Raw genomic sequence first — 15,025 nt, 5'->3', positions numbered from 1 at the left:
ATGGTCGGGGTGCTGTGTTAATCAATGACGATGTAGCGTTTCCGATAGCCGCTCGAGACGCAGAATGAAGCGAGTAAAACGCTCGTCGGGCCGCGGTAAGCATACACCGATGCGCGCCTCGAGCGGGCCGGTTTCGATCAGCACTCGCCTTGAAAGCGCCCGATAAAGACGCTCGCGTACCAGTAGCGCGCCGCTTTCGCTGGTGTCCGGCAGAACCAGCCAAAAATTCGCACCGCCCAAGCGGCCCAGCAGGTCGTGATCGCGACAGCGGCGGTTGACCTCGCTACAAAGCGCCTCCAGCAGCGCTTTTTTCGTGCGAAGGCCGAACTGCTCTTCGGCCATGTCGAGCTGGGGCAAATGGAGCACCAACACCGCCAGTCGTTTGTCGAGCAGTCGCGCGCGCTGGAACTCGTTGCTCAGCCGCTCCTTGAGCGTATCGATATCGTAAGCGTCGCATTCGTTGTCATGAGGATCAGAGGCGCGCAGCAGCGCATGGCGTCTGGCCAGCTCCCAGGGCGGCAAAGCGAACATTAAAATGATCGCCAAATAGCCGAAGGAAAGAGGAAACAAATCGCTTTCGACCGGCGGTATCAGCCACCAAAGCGGCGTATAGAGCAAATTCAAACAAAGCGCGCTCCAGTGAGGAAGCAGCACGAACGCCGCCGCCACCGGAAGGCCCAGCCAAAGCAGTGAGTGTGCCAGGCCGAAGTAGAAGGCCGAGGAGACGCCGATATAGGCGCTGGCAAGCAAAATTGCCCGAGGCCCGTAAGGCGAAAGAGCGCGGCCGCAGTGCAAAAGCACCGCCGTTATCAGTAGCAGCGTGATAAACAGCGGCACCATCAGTTCGCGATAGTAGCCCATGGCGTAGAGCCACAGCGTATAACAGGCGGTAATCAACAGGCAGGCAACGTACGTCAGTGACATCAGCGCCCGCGGATGAAAATATCGGGTCATGAACAGCACTCTCTGGGCGCGTCGATCGCGACGGATTGACGGGTGAGCGATTTGATCGTGATCGGCTCTGATCCAAGCTCGCTGAGCGCAACGTACTGACAACGAGTGTCGCCGGGGAGCGCACTGCAAAGCCGCTGGCGACGCTCGTTCATGTCATGAGGGTCGGTGCACAGCAGCAGCACTGCAAGCGATGATCCATCGAGGCGGTAAACGCTCTCGAAAGCGTGCGTCAAATTGCAAAGGCGCTGGGCGCAGGACCAGAGCTGATGACGCTTGACGTGAACGATCATCACCTCGGCGTGGATGTTTTCGCGTTTGGCGCGAATCTGCTCACGGTTCAAATCGCGCAAAAGCTGCTCGGCGGGCCACAGATTGAGCCCCGGAATCAAGCGCAGCCGCTGGCGTACGCTGGAGCCGTGCACGTCGACCAGTTTACGGCTTTGGGCATAGGCCAAAAGTGATAGAACACCCAGCGCCAGCAGTAGCATCAGCGCTTGAGCCATGGGCGTGGCAAGCGCCACTAGTACCCAGCTGACGGCGGCGCCCAACACGTTGAAGGTGAGCATCATCCGGCTTTGAGGGAGCAAGAAAAATGCCGCCCAGACCCAGACCAGGATGCCATGGCGCTCCGGCGCGGCCGCGATCAGATACAGCAGCAAAAGTATGGTCAACAGCTGCCAGCTTAGATCCCGCGAGCGGCGCAGGTTGAAGTCCATAAGGGTCGCTGTGAGCAACAGCCAGAACGCGCCGACCCAAAGTGCAATTGCGGCGGGAGCCGGTGCCCCGTAGGACCAGAAAGCGAGCGCGGCGGCGGCCAGCAGCAGGTTGATTCTCAAAAAGCATACTTTGTACTCGTTTGGCATGGTAACTGACTGCTGACTCGGTTTGAGAAGAGGGCCTGATGCGAAAAAGCGACGCTACGTCTAAGGCGTACGGGTGGTTCGAATTCGAAAACTCAGTATAACGTTTAGTCTATTTATTTTGTGGGTGATAATGTTATTAGATGTTTCCACCGTTGCAGCGGGCAGCCGTCGAGCGGACGGTCCGACTCGCTGACACCTGCCAAATCTTGCCAACACCCGCCAATACGGGGCGAGTCTATGCAGGCACCACGATGACCACACTGGGAGAGAGCATGAGCGTTGCAAGCGCCGATCACGATAACGCCCTGACCGCGCTGGCCGAAACCGACGTGCCGGCCTATATGAAAGAGCTTGGCCAGCGCGCCCGGGCCGCGGCGAAAACGCTGCGCGCCGCGGATAGCGGGAGTAAAAACCGCGCGCTTTGCGCGATCGCTCGCGAGCTCGACGCCGCCCGCCCGGCGCTTTTGGAGGCCAACCAGGCGGATCTCGAGCGCGGCCGCCAAAACGGCCTGGATGCGGCGCTGTTGGACCGGCTGGCGCTGACCGAAGCGCGCATCGACGCCATGATCACGGGCCTCGAGCAGGTCGGCGCGCTGCCCGACCCGGTCGGGGAAATCAGCGCGATGAACTACCGCCCCAGCGGTATCCAGGTCGGCAAGATGCGTGTGCCGCTGGGTGTGATCGGCATCATCTTCGAGTCGCGCCCCAACGTCACCATCGAGGCGGCGAGTCTGTGCCTCAAATCCGGCAACGCCTGCATTCTGCGCGGTGGTTCCGAGGCGAAAGCGTCTAACGCCGCGCTCAACGCCTGCCTTCAGGCCGGCCTTAAAAGCGCCGGGCTTCCCTCAAGTGCGGTGCAGGTCGTCGCCACTACCGACCGCGCCGCAGTGGGGGCGCTGATCACGATGCCCGAGTTCGTCGATGTGATCATTCCCCGGGGGGGCAAGTCGCTGATCGCGCGTATCTCCTTGGAGGCGCGGGTGCCGGTCATCAAGCACCTCGACGGCGTTTGTCACGTCTATATCGATGCTACCGCGGACCCGGCCAAGGCGCTCGCCATCGCCATCAACGCCAAGACCCATCGCTATGGCACCTGTAACACCATGGAGACGCTGCTGGTCGACGCTGCTGTCGCCGACCTCATTTTACCGGAGCTCGCGCGGGCCTTTGCCGAGTTCGAGGTGGAGCTTCGCGGCTGCGAGCGCACCCGCGCGCTGTTGCCTCAGGCGCTCGAGGCCACCGAGGAGGATTGGGCGGCCGAGTATCTGGCGCCGATTCTGGCTGTGCGCGTGGTGGACGGCATCGATGACGCCATGGCGCACATCGAGCGCTACAGCTCGCAGCACACCGATGCGATCGTCACCGAGGACTATTCGCTTGCCCGGCGATTCATGGCCGAGGTGGATTCGAGCTCGGTGGTGGTCAACGCCTCGACCCGCTTCGCCGACGGCTTCGAGTACGGTTTGGGCGCGGAGATCGGTATCTCCACTGACAAGCTCCACGCCCGCGGCCCGGTCGGTCTCGAAGGCCTGACCACACAAAAGTACGTCGTGCTGGGCGAGGGCCAGGTGCGTCAATGAGCGAAGCGCCTGCCAATGTCGCCATGCTCGGCGGCACCTTCGACCCGGTTCATCTGGGCCATTTGAGAAGCGCGGTCGAAGTGCGCGAGGCCCTTGGCGTCGAGCATCTTCACATGGTGGCCGCTCCTCGGCCGCCGCTTCGCGATACGCCCCAGGTCGCGCCCGAGGAGCGCTTCGCGCTGCTGCGCGCCGGTATCGGTAACACCCCTGGACTGATCGCCGATGACCGCGAGCTCAAGCGAGACGGTCCCTCCTACAGCGTCGCGACACTCAGAGAGCTTCGAGGCGAGTACGGCGACCAGGCGCGGCTTAGCATGGTAATTGGATTCGACACCTTTTTACGCCTGACCCAGTGGCACCAGCCCGAGGCGATCTTCGAGCTGGCCCACCTGGTAGTGATCGCGCGGCCCGGCTATAGCGACACGTTGCCGCCGGCGCTTGCGGAACTGGTCGGCCATCGCGCAGTCGATACGGTCGTCGATTTGATGGAGCATCCGTTTGGACGCTTTCTTTTTCTCGAGCTTGACTCGCGCATGGCGATTTCCGCCACTGAGATTCGGGCGCGCCTGGCCAAAGGCAAAAGCGTGCGTTACCTGCTGCCCGAGGCCGTCGAGACGCAGATTTTTGCCCGCGAGCTCTATCAAAGTCGCTAATAGCGCTGGTAGTCGGTATAGAAGCCGTTACAATGGCCCGCTATTTGTTGACCACCACACGAGGATATTCGAGGAGTCATGCAAATCGATACACTGAAAACCCTGGCGATCGACGCGTTGGAAGAGCTCAAGGCGCGCGACATCACCCAACTGGACGTTTCGCAGTTGACTCAGGTCACCGACCTGATGCTGATCGCCAGCGGCACGTCGACCCGTCACGTCTCCGCGCTTGCGCAAAACGTGGTCGAAAAGGCCAAGGCTGCGGGGCTCAAGCCCCAGGGCGTGGAAGGCGGCGATAACGCCGACTGGGTGCTGGTCGATCTGGGCGACGTGCTCGTTCACGTCATGCTGCCCGAAGCCCGCGCACTTTACGATCTGGAGCGCCTCTGGGCGGATCTGCCGAGCGACGGCGCCGGTGACGAGATGATCAACGAAACGCTGCAAAAGCCGGACCAGCGCATTACGATGTCGTAAGTTGCTGATTGAAATGAGCATCGATTCATGAAAGTGCGTCTTCTCGCCGTGGGCACCAAAATGCCCGGCTGGGTCGAAGAGGGTGTCGACACCTACAGAAAGCGCCTGCCGCGCGAGTTTAGCCTCGAGATCGAGGAGATCGCGCTGGGCCCCAGGGGCAAAAACGCCGACGTCGCTCGCGCCCGGGCCCAGGAAGGGCAGCGCATCCGCGAAAAGCTTCGCGGAGATGAGCTGGTCGTGGCGCTCGAAGTCGATGGCAAGCGTATCAGCACCGAGCAGCTCGCCCAGGAAGTGGGGCAGTGGCGCATGGAAGGGCGCGATATCGCGCTGCTGGTCGGCGGGCCGGATGGGCTGGAGCCTTCCGTGTCTGCGCTTGCCCACCAGCGCTGGTCGCTTTCGGGGCTGACGCTTCCACACCCGCTGGTGCGGGTCATGCTTGCCGAGCAGCTCTACCGCGCGTGGACGCTGCTCATCGGTCATCCTTACCACCGCTAGGCGCACGGCCGGGCACCCCATGCCCGCGTCGGCTCGTGCCAGTTTCAAGAGTTGCCTGCTGTTATGCGCAAGCGCCGCGACACGCTAAAAAACGCCGAACAGGAACTTCGCATTTTCCGGGTCAGGTCGCTTTTGGCGATCGTGTTCGTGCTGCTACTGACCGGGGTTCTGACCGGTCGTCTCGCCTATCTACAGATCGTACAGCACGACCTTTACACCACCCGTTCGGAAAAAAACCGCGTGCGCGTTGAGCCACTGCCGCCCACACGAGGGCTGATTTTCGACCGCAACGGGGTGCTGCTGGCGGAAAATCGCCCGACCTACAACCTGACGTTGGTGCGCGAGCGCGTCGACGACCTGGATGAGACATTGGCGCTTCTGGTCGAGCTTCTGGAGCTGCCCGAGGAGGAGATCGAGGCCTTCAACGTGCGCTCGCGCCAGCGCCAGCGCCCCTTCCAGCCGGCGCTGTTGATGAGTGATCTGAGCGAGGATCAGATAGCCCGGCTCGCGGTCAACCGCCACCGCTTGCCCGGCGTCGAGGTCGAGGCTCAGCTTTTGCGCTACTACCCGGATGCCGAGATCATGTCCCATGCGCTTGGGTATGTCGGGCGCATCAACGCCGACGAGCTCAAGGAGCTGGACACTGGCCGCTACGCCGGCACGCACTTTATCGGTAAAACCGGGGTCGAGCGTTTCTACGAAGAGGAGCTGCACGGCGAGGCCGGCTTTCGCAAGGTAGAGACCAACGCCCGGGGGCGGGTGCTTCGAGAGCTGGGGCGCACCGACCCGGTACCCGGGCAGAACCTGACGCTCACGCTCGATAAGTCGATGCAGGCGCTCGCCTACGAGCTCATGGACGGCCGCCGCGGCTCGATCGTGGCGATCATGCCTGCCACTGGCGAAATCCTCGCCATGGTCTCGACGCCGGGCTTCGATACCAATCAGTTCGTCACCGGCATCGACGTGGCGTCCTACCGCGGGCTTCAGGAAGATATTGACCTTCCGCTTTTCAATCGCGCCATTCGCGGGCACTACCCGGCGGGCTCGACGATCAAGCCGTTCATGGCGCTGGCCGGACTGATCGAGGGCGTGATCACGCCGGACACCACGATCAACGATCCAGGCTACTACCAGCTGCCCAACGACTCGCGCCGCTACCGCAACTGGCTGCGCTGGGGTCACGGCCGGGTCAATCTCGAGCGAGCGCTGGCGGTCTCCAACAATACCTACTTCTATTCACTGGCCCACGACTTGGGCATCGATAACATTCACGAGCAGCTCAGTAATTTTGGCTTTGGCCAGCGCGTGGCGTTTGATGTGCAGGGCGAAAGCACCGGGCTTTTGCCGTCGCGGGAGTGGAAGCGGGCGCGCTTCAATCAGGCCTGGTATCCTGGTGAGACGTTGTCGGTGGGGATCGGGCAAGGGTATCTACAGATCACGCCATTGCAGCTTGCCAGCGCCACGGCTACGCTTGCCAACCGTGGACACTGGGTGAAGCCCCATCTTGCGCGGCGCATTGGGGGCGAGCCGATGCCAGCGGTGCTGCCGGATACGCTGGATGATATCGAACTCAGCAATGACAGCTGGTGGGATCGCGTTTTCAGCGGGATGGAGAAAGTGCTCTCCGGTAGCGAAGGGACCGCGCGGCGCACCGGCGTCGGTCTCGAGTACCGGATGGGCGGTAAATCCGGGACCGCCCAGGTCTTTTCACTGGGTCAGGATCAGCGCTATAACGCCGACCAACTCGAAGAGCGCCTGCGTGACCATGCGCTGTTCATGGCCTTCGCACCGATCGAGGAGCCTCAAATTGCGGTGTCGGTGATCGTCGAGAACGCCGGCGGCGGCAGTACCCACGCCGCGCACCTGGCACGTGCCATGACCGATGCCTGGCTTTTGCGCGACCAGGCCCCCGAGGCCGAGGAAATACTCGATGAAATGAGCGATGAAAGCACCGGCGTGGAGGGTAACTGATGGTGCCCTGGCCACTACCCCGCAGCTTTCGCCGCCACCCGGTTCGTCCGCCGGATAGCGGTATCGCCCGGCGCAAGAGTATCTGGGAGCGCCTGCACCTGGACCCGTGGCTTTTGGCCATGCTGTTGGTACTGATGGCCAGCGGGCTGATAGTACTTTACAGCGCATCGGGTCAGCGCATTGAGGTCGTCATCGCCCAGGCGATACGTTTTGGACTGGCGCTGGTAGTGATGTTCACGCTGGCCCAGCTCAGCCCCACCACCTTTCTGCGCTGGGCGCCGCTGGCGTATGGCGTGGGGCTTGCCATGCTGGTGGCGGTCGAAATCGTTGGCGATATCGGCATGGGCGCCAAGCGCTGGCTCGAGATTCCTGGCGTAATTCGCTTTCAACCCTCGGAAATGATGAAGCTGGGGGTGCCTCTGATGGTGGCGGCGTACCTGAATCGCTGCCAGCTACCGCCCAGGCTTCGCGATCTGGTGGTATGCGCCATCATCATCGGGGCGCCGGTGGTGCTGACCGCGATTCAGCCGGATTTGGGTACGTCGCTTTTGATCGCAAGTGCCGCGGTGCTGGTGGTGCTGCTGGCAGGGCTTTCCTGGCGGCTGATCGCGTTTATCGCGGCGCTGGCGGGCGCGGCGCTGCCGCTTTTGTGGATGAACATGCACAACTATCAGCGCCAGCGCGTGCTGACGTTTCTCGATCCGGACAGCGACCCGCTGGGGTCGGGCTGGAACATCATTCAATCCACCACGGCGATCGGCAGCGGCGGCATCTGGGGCAAGGGCTGGCTCGAAGGTACCCAGTCGCAGCTCGAGTTTCTGCCCGAGCGCCATACCGACTTCATTATCGCGGTGCTGGGCGAGGAGTTCGGCCTCGTCGGCATGACGCTGCTGCTCGTGCTCTACACGCTGATCGTTAGCCGTGGGCTGTGGCTCGCCGCCGGCTCCCAGGCGACCTTCGGGCGACTTTATGCCGGCAGCATCATTTTGACGTTTTTCATTTATGTCTTCGTCAACGTCGGCATGGTCAGCGGTATTCTGCCGGTGGTGGGCGTGCCGCTACCGCTGGTGAGCTACGGCGGGACATCGAGCGTGACCTTGATGGCCGGCTTCGGTATTCTCATGTCGATTCATGCCCATCGGCGGCTGCTGTCGCGTTAGTGCTTGACCGGTGTTGACGCGATTTTATGACAAAGGAGTGTGGGGAATGGGCAGGACCCGAAAAAGCGTTGGCGGCATTGTGTTGGCGGTGGCGATGGCCGGCGCCTTACCGGCGTGGGGCGAGCCGGAAAGCGCATTTGACCCCGAGCGGCACCCGGCGACAGCGGAGCTGATCGACGAGCTCTCAGGTCAGGGTATTCCCCGGGCGTGGCTCGATCAGGCGCTCGACGAGGCGAGCTTCAGCCAGGAGGTGCTCGACGCCATGGAAGGCGCCGCCGAGCGCCGGCTGGAATGGCACGAGTACCGCGATATCTTCATGAGTGACGAGCGAGTCGAGCAGGGCGCTGCGTTCATCAGCGCCCATCAGGAGGCTTTTGATCGCGCAGAGCAGCGTTACGGCGTACCGCCCGAGGTGATCGCAGCGATCATCGGTGTGGAAACCTATTACGGGCGCTACAAGGGCGATCACCGCGTGCTGGATTCGCTCGCGACGCTCGCCTTTTACCACCCATCGCGCGGGCGCTTTTTCCGCGGCGAGCTGGCGGCGTTTTTGGCCATCACCCACGAGCAGGAAGTTGCGCCGGAAAGCGTGCTGGGCTCCTACGCCGGGGCGATGGGCTATCCGCAGTTCATCCCCACCAGCTACCAGGCTTACGCGGTCGACTTCGATGGTGATGGGCGCCGCGATTTGTGGGAAAATCCGGTCGATGCGATCGGCAGTGTCGCCAACTACTTCGCCGAGCACCGCTGGCAGGCCGGCGCGCCGATCTACCACGAGGCAGCGGGCAGCGAGGCCGCCGAGCAGGCGCTCTCGTTCAACCAGACTCGGGCGCCGAGTGTGACGGTTCGCGAAGCTGCCGAGGCGGGGCTTATCAGCGACGATGAGCTCGACCCGGCGCTTGATATCGTGCCGCTGGCGCTCAAACTCGCCGACGGCCAGACCCGCTACGGGGTCGGCGAATACAACTTTTATGTGATCACTCGCTACAACCACAGTCACCTTTACGCGATGGCGGTGGTCGAGCTCGCCGGGGCCATTGCCGACACGCTTGAGGGCCAGCAATGAGACAACTGTTCAAACAGACCCGCGCCCTGGGCGCGGGCGCGGCGCTGCTGACGCTCGTGACCGGGTGCGCGGGCCAAAATGCGCCGACCACGGTCAACGCCAACCATCCGCCTCGCGAGACGGCACCGGCTGCGGCGAGTACCGCCAGCGGGAGCGGCGAGCGCTACGCCATGAGCGGCGATGCCTACCCGGTCGAGCCGCCGGATGTCAGTCAGGTACCGGATGCCCAGCCGCGCATCGAGGCGCCCTCAAGGGCAGGCAACCGCTCGACCTATCAGGTGTGGGGCGAAACATATCACGTGCTGCCGAGCGCTTCGGGCTATACCAAACAAGGCACCGCCTCCTGGTACGGCGAGAAATTTCATGGTTACGCCACCTCCAACGGCGAAATCTACGACATGTACAAGATGTCGGCGGCGCACCGCTCGCTGCCGCTGCCGACCTTTGCCCGAATCACCAGTCTCGATAGCGGCAATTCGGTCATCGTGCGGGTCAACGACCGCGGCCCGTTCCACAGCGACCGCGAAATCGATCTCTCCTACGCGGCGGCGGCGCGCCTTGGAATTCTGGACAACGGCACCGGCCGGGTACGCGTCGAAGCGATCGACCCGCAGCAGTGGCTGGCCAATCGAGGCGGGGGCGCAAGGCCCGTGCCCGCCGCTGCGTCTTCGCGGGCGCCCGCCGTAGCGTCTGTACCGGCGCCGGCCGCCGCGCCAACACCGGCGCCGGCGCGCGCTCAGTCGGCGACAGGCGGTGACGAAATCTATCTACAAATCGCCGCGCTCGGCAACGAAGAGAGCGCCCGCGCCCTCCAGCAGCGCTTGGGCGGCGAGCTTTTACACTCGGTGCGTGTGCAAAGCGATGACGATGTACACCGCGTACAGGTCGGCCCCATGTCGCCGAATCAGGAGCAGCAGGCCCGAGTGGCGCTGGGCCAGGCAGGCTTCTCTCAGGTTTTCGTTGTGAGATAATCGGCGGTGTCCGATACCTTTCGTTTTTTGACGTTTTATTGATGCAAGTGAGAAGTGAGTAATGACTATTTTCAATGCGTTTCGCCGTACCGCTCGTCTTTGTCTGATCGCAACGGTGACCGCAGTGGCCCTGCCCGCCACGGCTCAGGTGATTCCCCAGCCCCAGACCATCATACCCGCGGCGCCGCAGCTTGCCGCGAGCTCCTGGATTTTAATGGATGCCGATAGCGGCCGCGTACTGGTCGAGCACAACGCCGACGAGCGTCTGCCGCCGGCGAGTATCACCAAGCTGATGACCGCTTACATGGTGGAGCGCGAGCTCGACCGCGGCACCATCAACATGAGCGATATGGTCAACATCAGCGAAAACGCCTGGCGCACCGGCGGCTCCAAGATGTTCATCGAGGTGGGCGACCAGGTGTCGGTGGAGGATCTGCTCCACGGTATCGTCATCGTCTCCGGTAACGATGCAAGCGTGGCCATGGCCGAGCACCTGGCCGGCGGCGAAGCGCCCTTTGCCGACCTGATGAACCAGCACGCCGACCGGCTCGGCATGCGCAACACGCATTTCGAAAACGCCACGGGCTTGCCCCACGATAACCACTACTCGTCGGCCCATGACCTGGCGCTTTTGACTCAGCACATCATCAATGACTACCCCGAGCACTATCAGATCTACTCGCAGAGAAGCTTTTCCTACGGCGGTATCGACCAGCCCAACCGTAACCGCCTGCTGTGGCGCGACCCGACCGTCGATGGCTTGAAAACCGGCTGGACCAACGATGCCGGTTATTGCCTGGTCTCCTCGGCCAAGCGTGACGACATGCGCTTGATTTCAGTAGTAATGGGCACCAACTCCGAAGAAGCCCGCGCCCAGGAAACCCAGAAGCTTTTGAGCTACGGTTTTCGTTTTTATGAAACCATGAAGCTTTACGAGCGCGGTGCGGTACTCGCTACCCCGCGGGTTTGGGGCGGTGATATCAACGAGCTTCGCGTCGGTGTAGATGGCGAAGTATTCATGACGCTACCGCGCAATCGCAACGAAGAGCTGCGCGCGCGCCTGAACCTGGACGAAGACCTCCAGGCCCCGGTCGCCGTGGGCGACAACGTCGGTACGCTCGAAGTCTACCTGGGCGAAGAGATGGTAGGCGAGCGCCAGCTGACCGCGCTTGAAAGCGTGGAAGAGGGCGGGCTATTCAAGCGCCTGTTCGATCAGGTACAGCGCTTTTTCAGCGGGCTGTTTAGCCGTTTCACCGACTAAGCGTTTGATATCTTCGCGCGCCCACCGGGCGCGCCATTTTGCAGTTAACTTTTGCAACCAAAGGCAAGCCATGAAAAAGGGTGCAAACAACGGGTTTCGCGACCTGCGCACGCAAAAGCCAAGCGAGCCCCCGAAAATCACGTTCCCATGTGACTATCCGCTCAAGGTCGTGGGCGACGCCGCGCAAGACTTCGCCGCCATCGTCTGTCAAATACTGGTGAAGTACGACCCCGAGTTCGATGCCGGCGCCATGCAGGTGATCGACAGCCGCAACGGCCGCTTTCAGTCGGTGCGGGTATCGATTCGCGCCACCGGCGAGCAGCAGCTTGGCGCGCTGTTCGAAGAGCTCAAGGCGACCGGCCGTGTACACATGGTCGTGTGATGAACGATCACGTGATGGACGAGCGTTCGATGGCAATTGACGCCCCCATCGAGCTTTACCGGCTCGGCCGTCAGGCTTATGAGCCGGTCTGGCGTGCGATGCGCGCGCTCACCGACGAGCGCGACGAGACAACGCCGGATCAGTTCTGGCTCGTCGAGCACGATCCGGTGTTCACCCAGGGCCAGGCCGGCAAGCCGGAACATCTGCTGATGCCCGGCGATATCCCTGTGGTGCAAACCGATCGGGGCGGGCAGGTGACCTACCACGGCCCGGGCCAAGTGGTGCTCTACCCGCTTCTGGACGTGCGCCGCGCCAAAATCGGCGTACGCGAGCTGGTGAGCGCGCTGGAAAACGCGGTGATCGAGGTGCTCGAGGGCTTTGGTATCGGCGCCCGGGCAAGACCGGACGCCCCCGGCGTCTACGTGGCAACGCCTTTGGGCGAAGCCAAGATCGCCTCGCTCGGGCTTCGCATTCGCCGCGGCGCAAGCTACCACGGCGTGGCGCTGAACGTCAGCGCTGATCTTGCGCCTTTCGCGCGCATCAACCCCTGCGGCTACGCCGGTATGGCGGTGACTCGCCTGCAGGATCTGATCGAGCCGTCAGGGCCTGAGGCAAGCTGTGATGAGGTGGGTGAGAAGCTTGCCCGCGCGCTTGCCGCAACGCTCAAACGCCCGCTTGGACCGGTTCAGACCAAAACGCTTTAGCGCAAAACGGTAAAAGTGAGCGACGACGCATCGGCGTGATATAAAAAAGCGCCTGCCCCAAAAGGGCAGGCGCTTTTTGATGGGCGCTTGAAAGGCGTATCAGCCGACGTTGAACGCCGGAATGCGGTTTTCATCCTGCTGCTGGCCCGGGACGGCGGCCGGCGCGGCAAGCCCCAGATTGTTCTTTTCGAACACCTTGTCGGCGCGGTAGCTCGAGCGTACCAGCGGCCCGGAGGGAACTTCCATGAAGCCTTTTTCCAGACCCAGTACGCGGTAGCGGTCGAACTCTTCCGGGGTCACCCAGCGCTCCACCGGAAGGTGGTTCTTCGTCGGGCGCAGATACTGACCGAGCGTGACGATATCGACACCGATCTCGCGCAGATCGTCGAAGGTCTGCAGGATCTCTTCATCGGTTTCGCCAAGGCCCAGCATCAGGCTCGTTTTGGTGATCACGTCCGGGCGGTGCTTCTTGGCATGCGCCAGCACGTCGAGGGTCTTGCGGTAGCCGGCGCGCGGGTCACGCACGCGAGAAGTCAACCGCTCCACGGTTTCCACGTTCTGGGCAAAGACCTCGAGCCCTGAATCGACCACGCGCTCGATGGCGTCCAGCCGGCCATCGAAGTCCGGCGTCAGTGCCTCGACCACCACGTCCGGGGTCCGCGCCTTGATCGCCTGAATGCAGCTGGCGTAGTGAGCGGCGCCACCGTCATCGAGGTCGTCCCGGTCGACAGAGGTCAGCACGATATAGCGTAGCGCCATCAGCTCGACAGACTTGGCAGTATTCTCGGGCTCTTCATGATCGAGCCAGCCGTGAGGGTTACCGGTATCCACGGCGCAGAAGCGACACGCCCGGGTGCATACCGAGCCCATCAGCATGATGGTGGCGGTGCCGTTGCTCCAGCATTCGCCCATGTTGGGGCAGTGCGATTCGGCGCACACCGTACTCAAGCGGTGGGTGGAGACGTTCTTCTTCACCGCCTCAAAACGCTCGCCGCCGGGAATCTGGGCGCGCAGCCACTTGGGCTTGCGCTCGAGCGACGGCGACTGGGGCTCTTCGCGGCGAACCTTCATGCCATCCTTGATGGCGGAGGTGCCGTGCTCGTTACGATACTTTTGGCCGCTGGACACACGCTGTGTGGGGGTGTTGCTCATAAAAAGCGCCTCTCTACTGTGCAACGGGCTAAATCAAGGAGCGGGTTTGAAAAGCGCGAACGACCGGTCGATCAACCGGCGCTTTCTAAAAGACACTCCTTAAAGTGCGGTCTCTACGCCGCTGGCCGAACCGGCGCGATACGACGTAGGTAGTAGCGCTAATGTAACATAGTTGGCAAGGGGCAAAACAGCGCCAGCGCCGGTCACGGGGGGCTTTCAACCGGCAGGCACGACACCGCGTGACCCGGTAGCGGCGTGGCGCGGGCCTGAAAAAAGCGGCGGTACTCATCCAGGCGCTCTTTAGTGAAGCGCAAAAAAAGCTCGGCGACTGGGGTCAGGAGCTGATCGCGTCGGTTAACCGCGCACCAGGACCTGCGAATCGGAAAAGCGGGAAGCTGCGGGCTTGCCAACAGGTGGTGCTCGAGCTCGAGCTTGACCGCCAGCTGAGGAAGTACCGCCACGCCCAGGTGCGCCATGACGCCCTGTTTGATGGCCTCGTTGGAGCCAAGCTCGATTCGATGGGCAAGGCCTACTTCCTGATCGGCGGCCAGCTGTTCGAAGGCGTTGCGCACGCCGGAGCCGGGCTCTCGCATCAGTATGAAGTGGCGCGCAAAGTCCGCAAGCGTGGGCGAGGGCATGGTCAATAGCGGGTGATCCGGCCATACCACCGGAATCAGCTCGTTCTCCAAAAGTGGCGTCACCGAGAGCGCGTCGTTTTGCGGTACCATCGCCATGATCACCAGATCGTCGCGCTGCTCGGCCAGGCGTTCGAGCGCCTGGCTTCGATTGCACACTTTCAAGCGCACGTTGATATCCGGGTACTGGGCGCGAAAGCGCGCAAGCAGATAGGGCACCACGTATTGGGCGGACGAGACGGCAGCGAGATTGAGCTCGCCCTTGATGCGCCCATCGAGATCCGACAGGTTCATCGAAAGCCTGGCCAGCTGACCGATGATTTCCCGGGTGGAAATCGCCAGCGTATCCGCGGCGGGTAGCGCGTAGAGCGTTTTCCCTGCGTAGTTGAAAAGCGGCGCTTTCAGAGCGTGCTCGAGCTGGCGAATTTGGGCGCTCACCGCCGGCTGCGTGAGCCCGAGCTGCTCGGCGGCGCGAGAGTAGGAGCGCTTTTGATAGACCGCCTGAAACACCTGGAGCTGGCGAAAGGTCAGACGATTGAGCAGGCCGGTCGGGGTCATGCAATCCTCGATCAGTAACAGGCCGCGGCAAGGGTCGATGAGCGGCGGGCCAGGTGCGGGGAGATGCTATCACCGAAAAGGCCGCCACGTCCCGACGGTTTCGACGTTATCGACGCTTTGACTGCTTTGGTCTAGACTATATTGCA

15 protein-coding genes are annotated in these 15,025 nt (G+C 62.4%); 11 read left to right on the top strand and 4 right to left on the bottom strand.

Annotation, left to right across the window (positions count from 1 at the left end):
- Positions 1-21 precede the first annotated feature (21 nt).
- Positions 22-954, bottom strand: a complete 933-nt coding sequence (locus tag RN346_RS09890) for a diguanylate cyclase domain-containing protein (RefSeq protein ID WP_311961007.1) — start codon at positions 952-954, stop codon at positions 22-24.
- Positions 951-1,817 carry a hypothetical protein gene (locus tag RN346_RS09885; RefSeq protein WP_263586974.1) on the bottom strand — a complete coding sequence of 289 codons (867 nt, stop codon included), beginning with the start codon at positions 1,815-1,817 and terminating at the stop codon, positions 951-953. Before RN346_RS09885 ends, RN346_RS09890 begins: the two co-directional genes overlap by 4 nt.
- Before the next feature lie 272 nt (positions 1,818-2,089).
- Here RN346_RS09885 and RN346_RS09880 point away from each other — a divergent pair, with 272 nt between their 5' ends.
- The 11 genes from RN346_RS09880 (at position 2,090) to lipB (ending at position 12,534) form a co-directional block, all read left to right on the top strand.
- Positions 2,090-3,397, top strand: a complete 1,308-nt coding sequence (locus tag RN346_RS09880; RefSeq protein WP_311962708.1) for a glutamate-5-semialdehyde dehydrogenase — start codon at positions 2,090-2,092, stop codon at positions 3,395-3,397.
- Positions 3,394-4,050: a nicotinate-nucleotide adenylyltransferase gene (gene nadD / locus RN346_RS09875; protein WP_311961006.1), complete on the top strand. Its 657-nt coding sequence runs from the start codon at positions 3,394-3,396 to the stop codon at positions 4,048-4,050. Before RN346_RS09880 ends, nadD begins: the two co-directional genes overlap by 4 nt.
- Before the next feature lie 78 nt (positions 4,051-4,128).
- Positions 4,129-4,524 carry a ribosome silencing factor gene (gene rsfS, locus RN346_RS09870; RefSeq protein WP_263586976.1) on the top strand — a complete coding sequence of 132 codons (396 nt, stop codon included), beginning with the start codon at positions 4,129-4,131 and terminating at the stop codon, positions 4,522-4,524.
- Between the two features lie 27 nt (positions 4,525-4,551).
- On the top strand, positions 4,552-5,019 hold the full coding sequence (gene rlmH, locus RN346_RS09865) for a 23S rRNA (pseudouridine(1915)-N(3))-methyltransferase RlmH (protein WP_263586977.1): 468 nt from the start codon (positions 4,552-4,554) through the stop codon (positions 5,017-5,019).
- Between the two features lie 63 nt (positions 5,020-5,082).
- Complete coding sequence (mrdA, locus tag RN346_RS09860; protein WP_263586978.1) at positions 5,083-6,990, top strand: penicillin-binding protein 2; 1,908 nt, start codon at positions 5,083-5,085, stop codon at positions 6,988-6,990.
- A complete protein-coding gene (gene rodA / locus RN346_RS09855; protein ID WP_263586979.1) occupies positions 6,990-8,150 on the top strand; it encodes a rod shape-determining protein RodA in 1,161 nt (386 codons plus the stop codon). Before mrdA ends, rodA begins: the two co-directional genes overlap by 1 nt.
- 46 nt (positions 8,151-8,196) lie before the next feature.
- On the top strand, positions 8,197-9,216 hold the full coding sequence (gene mltB / locus RN346_RS09850; protein WP_311958061.1) for a lytic murein transglycosylase B: 1,020 nt from the start codon (positions 8,197-8,199) through the stop codon (positions 9,214-9,216).
- Complete coding sequence (locus RN346_RS09845) at positions 9,213-10,187, top strand: septal ring lytic transglycosylase RlpA family protein (protein ID WP_311961005.1); 975 nt, start codon at positions 9,213-9,215, stop codon at positions 10,185-10,187. The genes mltB and RN346_RS09845 overlap by 4 nt, the downstream gene beginning before the upstream one ends.
- Before the next feature lie 61 nt (positions 10,188-10,248).
- Positions 10,249-11,448 (top strand): D-alanyl-D-alanine carboxypeptidase family protein, encoded by a 1,200-nt coding sequence (locus RN346_RS09840; RefSeq protein ID WP_263586982.1) that lies wholly within the window; start codon positions 10,249-10,251, stop codon positions 11,446-11,448.
- Between the two features lie 70 nt (positions 11,449-11,518).
- A complete protein-coding gene (locus RN346_RS09835) occupies positions 11,519-11,830 on the top strand; it encodes a DUF493 domain-containing protein (RefSeq protein WP_311961004.1) in 312 nt (103 codons plus the stop codon).
- Between the two features lie 29 nt (positions 11,831-11,859).
- Positions 11,860-12,534, top strand: coding sequence for a lipoyl(octanoyl) transferase LipB (gene lipB, locus RN346_RS09830; RefSeq protein ID WP_311961003.1), 675 nt, complete (start codon positions 11,860-11,862; stop codon positions 12,532-12,534).
- 99 nt (positions 12,535-12,633) lie between these two features.
- Here lipB and lipA read toward each other — a convergent pair whose 3' ends face one another.
- Positions 12,634-13,686, bottom strand: a complete 1,053-nt coding sequence (gene lipA, locus RN346_RS09825) for a lipoyl synthase (RefSeq protein WP_311961002.1) — start codon at positions 13,684-13,686, stop codon at positions 12,634-12,636.
- 203 nt (positions 13,687-13,889) lie between these two features.
- Entirely contained in the window at positions 13,890-14,879 is a 990-nt protein-coding gene (locus tag RN346_RS09820; RefSeq protein ID WP_263586986.1) for a LysR family transcriptional regulator, read from the bottom strand.
- Between the last annotated feature and the right edge of the window lie 146 nt (positions 14,880-15,025).

The sequence above is a fragment of the Halomonas sp. PAMB 3232 genome, from assembly GCF_031954225.1.
Classification (GTDB): domain Bacteria; phylum Pseudomonadota; class Gammaproteobacteria; order Pseudomonadales; family Halomonadaceae; genus Vreelandella.
The sequence above is the reverse complement of the archived record's forward strand: the minus strand, read 5'-3'. Positions and strand labels throughout refer to the sequence as shown.